The sequence below is a fragment of the Nocardia harenae NBRC 108248 genome (assembly GCF_001612885.1).
Lineage (GTDB): Bacteria > Actinomycetota > Actinomycetes > Mycobacteriales > Mycobacteriaceae > Nocardia > Nocardia harenae.
This window is the reverse complement of the sequence record NZ_BDBH01000002.1, coordinates 498097-511853: the sequence shown is the minus strand read 5'-3', so window position 1 is coordinate 511853 and position 13757 is coordinate 498097. Positions and strand designations below refer to the sequence as shown.

General features: G+C 71.6%; 13 protein-coding genes. 6 read left to right on the top strand and 7 right to left on the bottom strand.

Going from position 1 to position 13757, the window contains the following annotated elements:
* Nucleotides 1–7 precede the first annotated feature (7 nt).
* From NH2_RS05220 to NH2_RS05205, 4 genes are all read right to left on the bottom strand, one after another.
* The gene (locus NH2_RS05220; RefSeq protein ID WP_067648876.1) at nt 8–1093 is read right to left on the bottom strand and encodes a DNA polymerase IV; all 1086 of its coding nucleotides are present in this window, start codon (nt 1091–1093) and stop codon (nt 8–10) included.
* A gap of 138 nt (nt 1094–1231) precedes the next feature.
* On the bottom strand, nt 1232–3514 hold the full coding sequence (gene lon, locus NH2_RS05215; RefSeq protein WP_067649380.1) for an endopeptidase La: 2283 nt from the start codon (nt 3512–3514) through the stop codon (nt 1232–1234).
* Nucleotides 3515–3715: 201 nt separating this feature from the next.
* Entirely contained in the window at nt 3716–5074 is a 1359-nt protein-coding gene (locus NH2_RS05210; RefSeq protein WP_067648873.1) for an LLM class flavin-dependent oxidoreductase, read from the bottom strand.
* Nucleotides 5075–5172: 98 nt separating this feature from the next.
* On the bottom strand, nt 5173–5919 hold the full coding sequence (locus tag NH2_RS05205) for a dienelactone hydrolase family protein (protein ID WP_245650430.1): 747 nt from the start codon (nt 5917–5919) through the stop codon (nt 5173–5175).
* Between the two features lie 114 nt (nt 5920–6033).
* Here NH2_RS05205 and NH2_RS05200 point away from each other — a divergent pair, with 114 nt between their 5' ends.
* The 6 genes from NH2_RS05200 to NH2_RS05180 all read left to right on the top strand — a co-directional run bounded on the left by NH2_RS05200 (nt 6034) and on the right by NH2_RS05180 (nt 10497).
* Nucleotides 6034–7389, top strand: a complete 1356-nt coding sequence (locus NH2_RS05200) for a DUF445 domain-containing protein (protein WP_067648870.1) — start codon at nt 6034–6036, stop codon at nt 7387–7389.
* A 55-nt stretch (nt 7390–7444) separates the two neighbouring features.
* The gene (locus NH2_RS29610; RefSeq protein WP_369690025.1) at nt 7445–7837 is read left to right on the top strand and encodes a maleylpyruvate isomerase N-terminal domain-containing protein; all 393 of its coding nucleotides are present in this window, start codon (nt 7445–7447) and stop codon (nt 7835–7837) included.
* Nucleotides 7726–8235, top strand: coding sequence for a TIGR03084 family metal-binding protein (locus NH2_RS05195; protein WP_369690029.1), 510 nt, complete (start codon nt 7726–7728; stop codon nt 8233–8235). Before NH2_RS29610 ends, NH2_RS05195 begins: the two co-directional genes overlap by 112 nt.
* 407 nt (nt 8236–8642) lie before the next feature.
* The gene (locus tag NH2_RS05190; protein ID WP_067648867.1) at nt 8643–9305 is read left to right on the top strand and encodes a hypothetical protein; all 663 of its coding nucleotides are present in this window, start codon (nt 8643–8645) and stop codon (nt 9303–9305) included.
* Between the two features lie 174 nt (nt 9306–9479).
* A complete protein-coding gene (locus NH2_RS05185) occupies nt 9480–9950 on the top strand; it encodes an SRPBCC family protein (protein WP_067648865.1) in 471 nt (156 codons plus the stop codon).
* A 10-nt stretch (nt 9951–9960) separates the two neighbouring features.
* On the top strand, nt 9961–10497 hold the full coding sequence (locus tag NH2_RS05180) for a ribonuclease H family protein (protein ID WP_067648862.1): 537 nt from the start codon (nt 9961–9963) through the stop codon (nt 10495–10497).
* Nucleotides 10498–10700: 203 nt separating this feature from the next.
* On the opposite strand, the gene NH2_RS05175 is transcribed toward NH2_RS05180, so the two are convergent.
* From NH2_RS05175 to NH2_RS05165, 3 genes are all read right to left on the bottom strand, one after another.
* On the bottom strand, nt 10701–11438 hold the full coding sequence (locus tag NH2_RS05175; protein ID WP_067648859.1) for a hypothetical protein: 738 nt from the start codon (nt 11436–11438) through the stop codon (nt 10701–10703).
* 67 nt (nt 11439–11505) lie between these two features.
* Complete coding sequence (locus NH2_RS05170; RefSeq protein ID WP_067648856.1) at nt 11506–12672, bottom strand: MlaD family protein; 1167 nt, start codon at nt 12670–12672, stop codon at nt 11506–11508.
* Nucleotides 12669–13757: an MCE family protein gene (locus NH2_RS05165; protein ID WP_245650428.1), complete on the bottom strand. Its 1089-nt coding sequence runs from the start codon at nt 13755–13757 to the stop codon at nt 12669–12671. The genes NH2_RS05170 and NH2_RS05165 overlap by 4 nt, the downstream gene beginning before the upstream one ends.

Sequence of the window (13757 nt, the reverse complement as noted above, 5' to 3'; positions counted from 1 at the left end):
GAGGGGCTCACTCGGGAACGAGTTCCAGGCGCACGCCGAGCAGCCGGACCGGGCGGTCCAGCTCGAACCGGTCCAGCACCGCGACCGCGGTCTCCGCGATGAGCGCGATATCGGCGCTCGGCTCCGCGAGTTTGCGCTGCTTGCTGCGGGTGAAGAAGGTGCTGGTCCGCACGGTGACCGAGACCCTGGTGCTCACCCGCCCCGCCGCCGCCAGCTCCTCGGCCAGCCCGGTGGCGAGCCGCGCGACCTGGGAGCGGATCTCCGCGCGGTCGGTCAGGTCGGTGCGGAAGGTCTCGGAGCGGCTGCGCCCCACCGCGGCCCTCGGCTCGGTGCTCACCTCGGTGTCGCCCCTGCCATTGCCGAGCACCCACAGGTAGGGGCCGGTATTCGGGCCGAACTCGGCGGCCAGCCGCTGCCGGTCGGCGGCCATGAGATCGGCCACCGTGTGGATGCCGAGCGCGGCCATGCGGGCCGCGATCCGGCGGCCGACGCCCCACAGCGCGTCGGTCGGCCGCTGTCCCATGACCTCGACCCAGTTCGCCGCGGTGAGCCGGAAGGTGCCGGTCGCGGCCCCGGCCCGGTGCTCGGGCTCGGCGCCGGGGTTGGCCGCCGACGCCTTGCCGATCGACTTGGCGAAGCCGGTGGCGAGCTTGGCGGTGAGCTTGTTGTCGCCGATCCCGATCGAGCAGCTCAGCTCGAGTTCCGCGACGGCGGCGCGGATGGCGGCGGCGAGCGCCTCCGGGTCGTCGGTGTCGGCGGCCAGGAAGGCCTCGTCCCAGCCCCAGACCTCGACCCGGCCGGGGAAGCCGCGCAGCACCGCCATGACCTCGTCGGATGCCTCGTCGTAGGCGGCGGGGTCGAGCGCGAGGAAGACGCCGTCGGGGCACTTGCGCTTGGCGCTGCGCAGCGCCATCCCGGCCCGCACGCCGAAGGCCCGCGCCGGGTACGAGGCGCAGGTGACCACCTTGCGCGGCTCCTCCGGATCGCCGTTGCCGCCGACGATCACCGGCAGGCCGCGCAGCTCCGGGTGGCGGCGGAACTCCACCGCCGCCTGGAACTGATCGAGGTCGACGTGCAACAGCCATCGGGCCACCGCTTCGTCTTACCACCCGGCCACCTCCGCCCGCGAGAGGCTGGACCGCCGGCCGTTCGCGCACCTCATCGGCACCACTGTGCTGACCGGCGGGTACCGAAAGGCCGGGCCACGGGGGGTGGCCCGGCCTTTCCGGCGTCAGGCGGTGGCGGCGTAGGCCCGGCCGTCCAGCGCCGGTTCGGCGACCGGCTCGATGGCGTAGCCGAGGATCTCCGCCACATCCGCGACCGGGCGCACATCCAGCGCCTCGAGCACGTCGGCGGGCACCTCGTCCAGGTCCGGCTCGTTGCGCGCCGGGATGAAGACCGTCTTCAGCCCGGCCCGCTGCGCGGCGAGCAACTTCTGCTTCACGCCGCCGATCGGCAGCACCCGCCCATTCAGCGTCACCTCGCCGGTCATCCCGACGTCACCGCGCACATTCCGGCCGAGCGCGAGCGAGACCAGCGCCGTCACCATGGTGACGCCGGCCGACGGGCCGTCCTTCGGCACCGCGCCCGCCGGGAAGTGGATGTGGATATCGCGGTCGAGCACCGCGGGCTCGAGCCCGATCTCGGCCAGGTGCGAGCGCACGTAGGTGAGCGCGATCTGCGCCGATTCCTTCATGACGTCGCCGAGCTGCCCGGTGAGGGTGAGCGAGCGCTCGCCATCGGCCGCGTTGGCCTCGATGTAGAGCACGTCGCCGCCCGCGCCGGTTACCGCGAGCCCGGTCGCGACGCCGGGCACCGAGGTGCGCTCCATGGAGTCCGGGGTGAAGCGCGGCCTGCCCAGGTACTCCTTCAGTTCGTCGAGGCCGATGGTCAGCGGCCCGGAGCCGTCGGCCGAGAGCTTGGTGGCCGCCTTGCGCAGCCCCTTCGCGATCAGCCGCTCCAGCTGGCGGACGCCGGCCTCGCGGGTGTAGTTCGCCGCCATCTCGCGCAGCGCCGGCTCGGTGACGGTCACCTCGTCGGCGGTCAGCGCATTGCGCTCCAGCTGCCGGGGGACCAGGAAGTCGCGCGCGATGGCGACCTTGTCGTCCTCGGTGTAGCCGTCGACCGTGATCAGCTCCATGCGGTCGAGCAGCGGGCCGGGGATGGTCTCCATGACGTTGGCCGTCGCGACGAAGAGCACGTCCGAGAGGTCGAGGTCCAGGTCCAGGTAGTGGTCGCGGAAGGTGTGGTTCTGCGCGGGGTCGAGCACCTCGAGCAGCGCGGCCGCCGGGTCGCCCCGGTAGTCCGAGCCGACCTTGTCGATCTCGTCGAGCAGCACCACCGGGTTCATCGACCCGGCCTCCTTCATGGCGCGCACGATCCGGCCGGGCAGCGCGCCCACGTAGGTGCGCCGGTGCCCGCGGATCTCCGCCTCGTCCCGGACGCCGCCCAGCGCGACCCGGACGAACCTGCGGCCGAGCGCCCGCGCCACCGACTCGCCCAGCGAGGTCTTGCCGACGCCGGGCGGGCCGACCAGCACCAGCACCGCGCCGGAGCCGCGGCCGCCGACCACCTCCAGCCCGCGCGCGGCGCGCCTGGCGCGCACCGCCAGGTACTCGACCATCCGGTCCTTGACCTCGTCCAGGCCGTGGTGGTCGGCGTCGAGCACCGCGCGAGCCGCGGTGACGTCGGTGTTGTCCGTGGTGCGCTCGGTCCACGGCAGGTCGAGCACGGTATCCAGCCAGGTGCGGATCCAGCCCGACTCCGGACTCTGGTCACCTGCCCGCTCCAGCCTGCCGACCTCGCGCAGCGCGGCCTCGCGCACCTCGTCGGGAAGCTCGGCGCGCTCGACCCGGGTGCGGTAGTCGTCCGCGCCGTCGGGCTCGTCCTCGCCCAGCTCCTTGCGGATGGCGTTGAGCTGCTGGCGCAGCAGGAACTCCCGCTGCGTCTTCTCCATGTTCTCCCTGACCTCGTCACCGATCTTCTCGGTGACCTCGGCCTCGGCGATGTGCGCGCGGGTCCACTCGATGAGCCTGGTCAGCCGGGCCACGGTGTCCGGGGTCTCCAGCAGCTCGCGCTTCTGCTCGCCGGTCAGGTAGGAGGCGTAGCCGGCGGTGTCGGCGATCTCGGAGGGCTCGGCCAGCTGGTTCACCGCGTCGATGATCTGCCAGGCCTCGCGCCGCCGCAGCACCGAGACCACGAGCTTCTTGTACTCCTCGGCCAGTTCCCTGGTGCGGCCGTCGGCGGGCGGGATGTCGACCGGCTCGGCCTCCACCCAGAGCGCGGCGCCGGGCCCGGTCACCCCGTGCCCGATCCGGGCGCGGCGCTCGGCCTTCAGCACCGCGGCCGGCGCGCCCCCGCGCAGCCTGCCGACCTGTTCGACGGTGGCGACGACGCCGTACGTCGCGTACCCCTCGTCCAGCCGCGGCGCCACCAGCACCTGGCCTTCCTTCGCGGCGCGCGCGGCATCGATCGCCGCCTGCGCCGATTCGTCCAATTCGATGGGCACGACCATGCCCGGCAGCACGATCGGATCGGTCAGGAACAGCACCGGCAGGTTCCGAGGTGTAGTCACGATATCGACCCTTCTGAAAGTTGAGCTATGCCCACTCAACCCAGGGGGCCGGACCTTTGTTCCAGACCGATCCGATGTTCGCCGAGGGTGAACCGGAGAACGCGACCGCCAGGGAGCTATCCGCTCCGACCGGAGCGGCGGTCAGACCCCGACGCCCTGCTTCCGCGCCACCGGCTTCAGGCTCGCGGCACTCAGCCCGAGATGGTCGCGCAGGGTGCTGCCGGTGTAGTCGGTGCGGAAGAGCCCGCGGCGCTGGAGCTCGGGGACGACGTAGTCGACGAAGTCGTGGAAGGTGCCTGGCGCCTGGGCGGCGGAGAGGATGTAGCCGTCGGCCTCGCCGCCGCGGAACCCCTCCTCGATCTGGTCGGCGATCTGCTCGGCGGTGCCGACGAACTGGGGGAGCAGGACGCCCTGGGCGTAGAGCTTGCCGATATCGCGCAGGGTGAGGTCGTCGCGGACGCTGAGGCGGCGGGCCACGTCGAAGAGGCCCTGGGTACCGGGGACGACCACGTCCTCGATGGGGGCGTCCAGGTCGTACTGCGAGAAGTCGTGGTCGGTGTGGACCGAGAGCGTGATCAGGCCGGAGATCGGGTCGGCGAGCTCGTTGTGGTACGCCTGCTTCTCCCGCGCGATGGACTCGGTCTCGCCGACGAACGGCACGAAGGACGGAAAGATCAGCAGTTCGTCGGGGTTGCGGCCGAAGTTCGAGGCCCGCGACTTCACGTCGTCGTAGTACGCCCTGCGGCCCTCCTTCGTCGGGTCGATCTCGAAGATCGCCTCGGCCCAGCGGGCGGCGAAATCCTTGCCGATCGGGGAGGAGCCCGCCTGGATGATCACCGGGCGGCTCTGCGGCGAGTGCGGCACGGTGAGCGGGCCGCGGCTACGGAACCAGGTGCCGTCGTGGTCGACGGTGCGCACCTTGTCCGGGTCGGCGAAGCGGCCGGAGGTCTTGTCCTGGACCAGGGCGTCGCGCTCCCAGCTGTCCCAGAGCTTGTAGGCGACCTCGAGGAACTCGTGCGCGCGCTCGTAGCGCTCGTCGTGGCCGAGGTGGTCGTCGATGCCGAAGTTCTGCGCCTCGGCCTGGTTCAGCGAGGTCACCACGTTCCACCCGGCGCGGCCGCGGGAGAGGTGGTCGAGGGTGCCGAAGATCCGGGCCACCTCGTAGGGGTGGAAGTAGGTGGTGGACTTGGTGATCGCCAGCCCCAGCTTCTCGGTGGCGTGCACCAGGCTGGCCGCGACCAGCGCCGGGTCGATGGTGGCCGAGGCCTGGGTGCCGCTGCTCAGCGGCACCCGGATGTCATTGCCGTAGCGCACGGGGGTGGCCAGCAGGTCGGCCCAGAAGAGGAAGTCGAACTTGCCGCGCTCCAGCGTCCGCGCCACCCGGCGGTAGTAGTCGGGGCCGAGGTAATCGGTCTCGGAGGCGGGGTGGCGCCAGGCGGCGTGCGAGTGGGTGACGTGGGAGGCGATGAGGAAGCCGGCGAGGTGCAGTTCACGGGACACGGGGAGATCCTGGCTCTGTCGGGAGTGTGCGGGGCGTTTGCTCCAGACTCCCGACAGAACCGGGTGTGGTCAGTAGTTGAATTCGCCGTGAGCCGAACTCAGCTCAGCGCGCGCTCGAGCAGCGCGCCGAGTTCGCGCAGGTGCCGCGCGTCCGCCTCGGCGTCGTAACTGGCCAGGTCGCGCTGGGTGAAGCCGTGCGCGGCGCCGGTGTAGACCTCGGCCCGGTACCGAACCCGGGCCGAGTCCAGCGCCGTGTTCAGCCGGTCGATCTGCTCCGGCGGTAGCGAGGCGTCGTTGTCGGCGTGGCCGAAGTACAGCTCGGCGGTGATCCGCTCTACGCCCAGGTGCGGGCTGTCGGCGGCGTCGCTCGCCAGGTTGCCGCCGTGGAACCCGGCGCCTGCGGCGACCCGCTCCGGGTAGGCGGCGGCGGTGCGCAGCATCAGTGCGGCGCCCACGCAGTAGCCGGTGAGCCCGACCGGGCCCGCCGTCACCTCGGGCGCGGCGGCCAGCCAGTCCAGGTAGGCGCCCGCGTCGCGGAGCGCGAGCTCGGGGGTGAGCTGCTGCATGAGCGGGCGGATGCGGTCGAAGATCTGGTGCCGGTTGCCGGGATCGACGACCGTGGGCAGCTCGACCACCGGCGCCCGCCCGGCCCGGTAGAAGAGGTTCGGCACCAGCACGGCGTAGCCGCGGGCGGAGACGGCCTCGGCGATCTCGGCGAGCGCCGGGCGCGGGCCGAAGGCATCGGGGAAGAGCAGCACACCGGGGTGCTCGCCGCTGCCCGGATGGACGAACAGCGCGTCCGCGGTGCCATCCGGGGTGGCGATATCGACGGTCTGAATCGGCACGGGGATCCTCCTTCTGCTGCGCTGTCGTGGCGCGTTGACACCGGTTCGAGCGCAATGAGAATGTTGGGACCCTGACATCTCACCACCCGGCAGGACCGAGGGGGACCGCGCGCCGTGACTGCTCTCGCCTCCGGGCTCTTCATCGACTGGGAAGAACTCACCGGGCAGTCGAAGTTCGTGGTCGAGCTGATCACCTTCCCGATCTTCGCCGGGCTGGCCGGGTGGCTGACGAACTGGACCGGCGTGCTCATGCTGTTCTGGCCGCTGCAGTTCCGCGGGGTGCGGATTCCCGGGCTCTCGGTGCTCTACCCGTACTTCCCGCGCCGGGTGCAGGTGCTGCCGACCTTCTCCGGCGACGGCAAGCAGCTCGGCTTCCAGGGCTTCATCCCGGCCCGCGCGGAGAAGATGGCCAGCATCTGCGTGGACATGGCGATCCTGCGGATCGGCAGCCCCAGGGACTTCATCCGCGAGCTGGACCTGGACGGTATCGCCGACTACATCGCGGTGCTGGCCCGCGAGCAGGTCGAGCCGCTGGTCGACGAGCTGATGGAGCGGGAGAACCCGGAGCTCTGGCGCAGCCTCCCGCGCGCCGTCCGGCAGCTGCTCTACCAGCGGGTGGACCGGGAGCTGCCCGCGCTGTGCAGGCGCGCCTTCGAATCGCTCGGCGACAATGTCGACCAGCTCATCGACATCAAGAGCTTCGTCATCCGCTACCTGCGCCAGAACCCGACCATCCTCAAGGACCTGACCACCACCATCGCCGCGCCGGAGCTGCGCTTCATGGTGAAGATCGGGCTGCTCGGCGCGCCCTTCGGGCTGCTGCTCGCGCTCTACCTGCACCTGCACCGCACGCTGCCGGTGATCAGCGCGATCCCGGCCTGGGCGGTGGTGCTGCTCGCCTCGGCGGTGATCGGCGTGGTGGTGAACATGATCGCGGTGAAGATGGTCTTCGAACCGGGCGAGCCGCAGCCGCGCTACAAGTACCTGTGGCGGCAGGCGCTGCTGGCCAAACGGCAGCCGCAGGCCGCCGTCGACCTCGCGCACATCCTGGCCTACCAGGTGCTCACCCTGCCGAATCTCTCCGCGGAGCTGTTGGACGGCCCGAACGGCGACAAGACCAGGCAGCTGCTGGAGCGGCTGATCGCCGAGGAGATCAACCGGCAGCTCGGCCGCACCACCTCGGTGGTGCGCGCGGCGTTCGGGCGCAGGCAGTTCGACAACCTCAAGGTCACCGCGGCGGGCGCGGCGGTGGGGCTGGCGCCGACGCTGGTAGAGGACGCGGAGTTCGCCCACGAGCAGGCGAAGAAGATCGACGAGTACGCCGCGCGCAAGCTGGTGCTGATGAGCCCGGGCGAGTTCATGGAGATGTTCTACGCCTCGGTGGAGCAGGACGCCTGGCTGCTCTACCTGCACGGCGCGGCACTCGGGCTCGGCGTCGGCGCGATCCACCTGGTGCTGTTCGGCTGGTGAGATAAACAAGCACGCGCGCTTGTCTTTTTCGACGGCCGCTGCGATGCTGGGTCGCATGGCCGACCTGGACGCGCTGCTCGCCGACTTCGCCGCCGAATCCGCCGAGCTGGAACGCCTGGTCGCGCCGCTCGGCCCGGACGGCTGGCGGCTGCCGACCCCGGCCCCCGGCTGGACCATCGCGCACCAGATCGGCCATCTGGCCTGGACCGACGATGTCGCGGTACTCTCCGCCACCGACCCGGCGGGCTTCGCCGCCATGCTCACCGCGGTGGGCCCGCGCGCCGCCACGTTCGTCGACGAGGCGCCGAGGAGGCGGCGGCCGCCCCGCCCGCCGCGCTGCTGGAACGCTGGCGCGCGGGCCGCGCCGCGCTGGTCGCGGCGCTGCGCGCGGTGCCGGAGGGCGCGAAGGTGCCGTGGTTCGGCCCGCCCATGCGGCCGGGTTCGATGATCACCGCCCGGCTCATGGAGACCTGGGCGCACGGCCAGGACGTGGCGGACGCGCTCGGAGTGACCAGGGCGCCGACGCATCGGCTGCGCGCGGTGGCGCATATCGGCGCCCGCACCCGCGACTTCGCCTACACGGTGCACGGCCGGACCCCGCCTGCCGCCGCGTTCCGGATCGAGCTGGCCGCGCCGGACGGCACGCTCTGGACCTGGGGACCGGCCGAGGCGGAGCAGCGGATCACCGCCCCCGCGCTCGACTTCTGCCTGCTGGTGACGCAGCGCAGGCACCCGGACGACCTGGCGGTTCAGGCGGAGGGGGCCGATGCGGCGGAGTGGCTGACGATCGCGCAGGCCTTCGCCGGGCCGAGCGGGGCCGGGCGGGCGAAGGGGCAGTTCGGCTGAGTCACAACGGGGATTCCCACAACCGTTGTGGATCGCTTCGGGGCCGGCGAGCGTCACGTCGATGTGCGCCGTACGTATCGACGGCCGGACGCCTTTGGCCGGGAGTCTGAGGGGCGGGTCGAACACGACGCTCGCCGACTGACGTGGGTTTACCCGTTCTGCGCAAGATCGAAACCCGCTACCCCGTCCGGCGTCGACAATGGGGGTAGCGCACCGTCGTGATGCTGTGTGATCGATGGCCCCCGCGCTTCCACCGCCGGGCCCGACCCCATCACCCTGCTCACCGGCGGGTATGCGCGCTCCGTCCGGGTTCCGTAGCCTGGACGCGCGTCCGGCTTCCGACGGTGCGGGCCGGGCGCGACCACAGAACCGAAGGGGAGTTCGGTACGCAGGGAGAGGACCGCATCGTGACCGAGAACCAGAGGCCGGGCGAACCCGGGCCGGGTCCGGAGATCCTGACCGTGACCCCGCGCCGCGGCATCGCCCGCAATACCGCCATCGTCCTCGCGGGCACCGCGAGCATCGCGCTCACCGCCGCCGCGGGCTCGTACGTCGTGAACAACCTGCCGGATCGGACCCCGGGCCCCATCGCCGCGGTCCCGGCCGATCCGGTGCCCGCCGCGGTGCAGCCGCACCGCCCCGCCGGGCCGAACCGGCCGTACGTCAGCACCGCGCTCTTCGAGCGCAGGGAGGTCGCCGCGATCACCGGAACTGTGCAGGCCCGCCCGGAGAGCGTGCCGCCCGCCGTGCCCGCGCAGCCGCCGCAGCCGCCGCGGCCGGAGGCGGCCGTGGCGCCGGAGCCCGCCGTCGACCGCACGGTGCGGGTCGGCGACGCCTACCTGGACGCGCACGTGGGCGAGTCGGCGAGCGGCGGCGTCACGCTGACCGTCGACACCAATGCCACCTTCGCCGCGCTCACCGGCGGCCTGGTCGATCCGCGCGCGGTGGCGACGCTCCGGACGGAGATCGGTACCGGCGGTTCGGTCACTGTGACGTTCAGTGATCCGACCCTCGGCGACCACGATCTGCGGCTGGCGGGCACCGAGGTCCCGGCCCGCGTCACCACCTGAGTTCCCGCTCGCCGATCTACGGCCGCACCGGCCGGGATCGCCGACTCGGGGCGCTGACCAGCAGAAAAAGAGCCGACCGCCCAGTTCGTGATCCCAGGATTCCCGCGGCGAATTCCTCGAATAAAGAGGAGTGCTGTAGTACTTTTGACCGCAGCCGTGGATCAGGGAGGGCCTATGGGCCACATCAGGTATGCCAGTGACGTGGGAGCTCCGGTCGAGGTGGCGTTCACCTACGCCGACAACCATCGCTTCGTCCCGGACTGGATGTTCGGTGTGGCCGGGTTCCGACCGGCCGGGGAGCTCGATCGCGGCCGCGGGGCCGTGTTCAGCGCGGATACCAGGGTCGGGCTCTGGCGCTCCACGCTGGAGTGCGAGATCACCGACTACCGGCGCAATGTCGTCATCGGCTACAGCCTGCGCGGCCGGCTCTCCGGCACGCTCACGCTGCGGTTCGATCCGCTCGGTTACGGCCGGTCGGTGCTCACCTCGGAGGCGTACTACGCCACCCCCGCCGGGCCGATCGCCAGGCTGCTGGCCCGGCCCGTCGAATCCGCGGTCCGGGCGGCGCTGCGCCGCACCGAGGCCCAGTTGCGAAGGGAGATCGAGGCATTTCACAAAACAGATCTTGTCGGCCGGATTGCGTAGGGTGCCTGCCATGATCATCGTGAGCACCGACGGATCCTGCCTCCGCAATCCGGGCGGCGCGGTCGGCTGGGCCTGGGTGAACCACACCGGTGGCTCGGCGAGCGGCGGCGCGCCGACGGGCACGAATCAGCTCGCCGAACTGCGCGCCATCCTGGAGGCGATCGTGGCGCACCCGGGTCCGGAGCCGCTGCTGCTGGAGAGCGATTCGCTCTACGCCATCAAGTGCGCCTCGGAGTGGATCTCCGCCTGGCGGGTGAACGGCTGGCGCACCTCGACCGGGGGCGCGGTGAAGAACGCCGAGCTGGTCAAGCAGATCGACCGGGCCATCTCCGGGCGGCCGGGGCCGGTGCGCTTCCGCTGGGTGCGCGGGCACGTCGGGAACTACTACAACGAACAGGCCGACGCGCTGGCCGGGGAAGCGGCGCGGAAGGCGGCTGCCACGGCGGCCGTGGCGGATGCCGTGACCGCGGAGATTCCTGCGGTCACGGCGGAGCCGGTCACGGTGGTCCGGCCCGAGCGGCCGGCGCCGTCGCTGACCCTGTTCTGAGCCGAAGCGAACGGACCGCGTCCGAGCCGGACCGGAGCAGGTCCGTGCCCGGACGGCGGCGGGCCGAGGGCGATGGCGGATCAGCGCCTCCCCGGGCGGGCCGAGGGAAACGGCGGATCAACGCCTCCCGGCCCGCCCGATGTTCGAGGTCGCCGGGGTCGGCGATGGCACCGCGAGCCCCTGACCGGTCCCGGCGGCGGAGGTCAGCCGCCCGGGGTCGGAGCGGGCGCCGGGGCAGGCGTCGCGCCGCCGGGAGCGGGGGTGCCGGCGCCGCCGGGGAGGCCACTGCCCGCGCCCCTGAGCATGGGCGAGTCCAGCTTGCCGACCAGCCACCTGTCGCCGGACTTCGTCAGGTCGGCGATGACCACCACGTACTGCCGGTCCGGGGTGGGCTGGGTGAAGTTGGTGCGGTACTGGGTGAGCGTCACCAGCACCTGCGCGCTGGAGTCGTCGCCGGACTGCCAGCCGCACTGCACGTCGTCGGTCCAGGACTTGACCTGGGCCTGGGTCATGGCGTCGGTGAGCGCCTGCTGCGCGTCGGCGAACTCCTTCAGGAAGTCGCCGGTGGCGCCGTCCTTCACGGTCTGGAAGTACTGGTCCAGATTCTTCGAGTAGTCGTACTCGGAGACCGCGCGGCCGAACTCGCAGGCGGCGCTCTTGGCCCCGGTGACGGCGTCCAGCTCGGCGCCGCGCTGGTCGGCCTGGCGCCAGAACACCACGACGGCGGTCACCGCCGCGACCGCGAGGATGCCGGCGGTGAAGGCGGCGATCAGCGGCAGCTTGGACGGGCTCTCGCCCGAGCCGCCCGCTTTCGCCGCGGCACCCGTGCCCGCGGCGGCCTTGCCCACGGCACCCTTGCCCGTGTCACCCTTGCCCGCGGCATCGGGATCCGCGCCGGTCCCGGCCTCGTCGGTGGTCTTGCCGGCGTCGTCGGTGCTCATCGATACAGTCCTGCGCTTTCCCGGCGCTGGCGCGCCGATTCGGTCGTACTGCCGCGAGTATGCCCGCTCAGCGCACGGGCGGGAGCGTGCGCTCGTTCGGATCGACTCCCGGCGGGATGTAGGCGCCGTTGTTCGGCACATCCGGCCGCGGCGCGTTGGCGGCGCCGCGGATCTGCTGGCCGGGCGGCGGGTTCACGCAGTAGTTCCAGCGCGGCAGGGTGTCATCGGTGATGATCTCCGGCTTCAGGTAGTCCGACTGGTAGTAGCAGGTCGGCCGGGGCCAGATGTCGACGATGGTGTGAAACTCGTTGTCGTGCGCAGGCACGCCGAGCGCGTCCAGCCCGAGCGCCAGCGAGGGGAAGAGCGCGCTCAGCGCGGGGGTGCGCAGCTGGGCGCCGCGGGTGATCGCGACGAAGTTGGTCGCCAGCCCGGTGATCGGGTCGGTGGTGTCGCTGAGCACCGCGCCGAGATCGCTGAAGTACTGCGGCGACTGGTCGAGCAGCGCCTTGAGCTCGGCATCGGCATTGTTGAACTGGGTGAAGAGCTCGCCCGAGTTCGCCGTGAGCGTGGCCAGGTCGGGCTGCGCGTTCGAGGTGGTGGCCGCGATGGTCTGCAGGTTGGCGATCAGGTTGGTGGTCTGCGGCAGCAGCGAATCCAGCCCGGCGGCGGCCAGGCTGAGGCCGTTGATCATGCCGCGCAGCTGGTCGGGGCCGCTGCTCAGCGCGATGTCGAGCTCGCGCAGGATGGTGCCGAACTTCTTCGGGTCCACCTGCGCGATGAGCGCGCTGGAGTTGTCGAGCACCTGCCACACCGGGGTCGGGGTCTTGATCTTCTCCGGGTCGAAGCGGATCTCGGCGCCGTCGGCCAGGTACGGGCCGGAGTCGGTGGCCGGGCGGAAGTCGATGTACTGCTCGCCCGCCCCGGAGAGCGCCTGCACCGAGATGTCGGTGTCCACCGGGATCCGGTACTCGCCGTCGATGGTCGCCTTCGCCGCGATCAGCCGGCCGCGGTCGGTGAGCGTGATGTCGTCGACCTTGCCGATCCGGAAGCCGCGCAGCGTGACGTCGTTGCCCGGCTGCAGCCCGCCGGAGCGGTCCAGGTAGACGGTCACGGTGTACTCCGAGCGCAGCGGGTTCACCCGCATGACGCCGACCGCGAGGTAGGTGGCGCCTGCGATCAGCACCAGCACCAGCCCGATCCCGGAGAGCACCAGTTTGTTCCGCAGCAGGTTCATCGCGGTGCTCCGTTCACCCGGCTCTGGACCACCTGCAGCACCTGGATGAAGGTGCCGACGAAGTCGTTCAGGTCGGCCTGGTCCGGCAGCTTGCTGTTCGGCGGGTCGGTGAGCAGCCCGATATCCAGGTTGGAGACGGTGGCGAAGACCGCGAGGCTATTGCCGCGGAAGCTGGCGTCCACCTTCGGCGCGATGAGGCGCAGCTGCTCCATGGCGGCGCCGAAATCGTCGCCGGTGGCGGCGAGCGCGTCCATCAGGTCGCGCAGGTTGTCCAGCAGCGAGGCCAGGTCGGCGCCGGAGGTATCGGCGTAGTCGCCGAGCGCGGCGCTGGTCACCGCGATGCGCTGCAGCAGGTCGCCGAGGGCCCGGTTGTTCTCCGCGATGGCGCCGATCATCTGCGGCAGCGTGTCCGCCACCTGGCCGAGCTCGGCCCGGCGCGAGTCCAGCGTGGTGGAGAGCGCGCCGAACTCGCCGAGCACGCTGTCGATCCGCGCGCTGTTGTCGTTCAGGCTGCCGACCACGCCGGTCATCTGGGTGATCAGGTGCGCCAGCTGCTCGCCGCGGCCGCCGACGATGGAGTCCAGCTCGGAGCCGAGCCGGGTCAGGCTGGCGATGCCGCCGCCGTTGAAGAGCATGGAGACCGAGACCAGCAGCTCCTCGACGGTGGCGCCGGCCGAGGTGGCCTCGATCGGCAGCGTGGCACCGTCCTTCAGGGTCGGGGTCCCCGGCGGCGCGACCGGCTTGGAGACCGCGACGAAGACATCGCCGAGCGGGGTGGCCTGGCGCAGCTCGGCGGTGGTGCCCTCGGGCAGCTCGATATCCGAGCGGATCTGCATGTCGACGAAGGCCTGGAAGTTCTTGGTCGAGATGTCGGAGACCACCCCGACGTCGGAGCCGCCGATCTTCACCTTGGCCTGGTCCGGCAGGTTCAGCGCGTTCTCGAAGACCGCGCGGATGGTGTAGGTGTCGCCGGAGGCGCCCGGCTTCGGCAGCGGCACGTTCTCCACCGAGATACCGCAGCCGGTGAGCACCGCCACCGTCGCGGCGGCGGTGATGGCGACCACCGTCCGGCGCACTCCGATCAT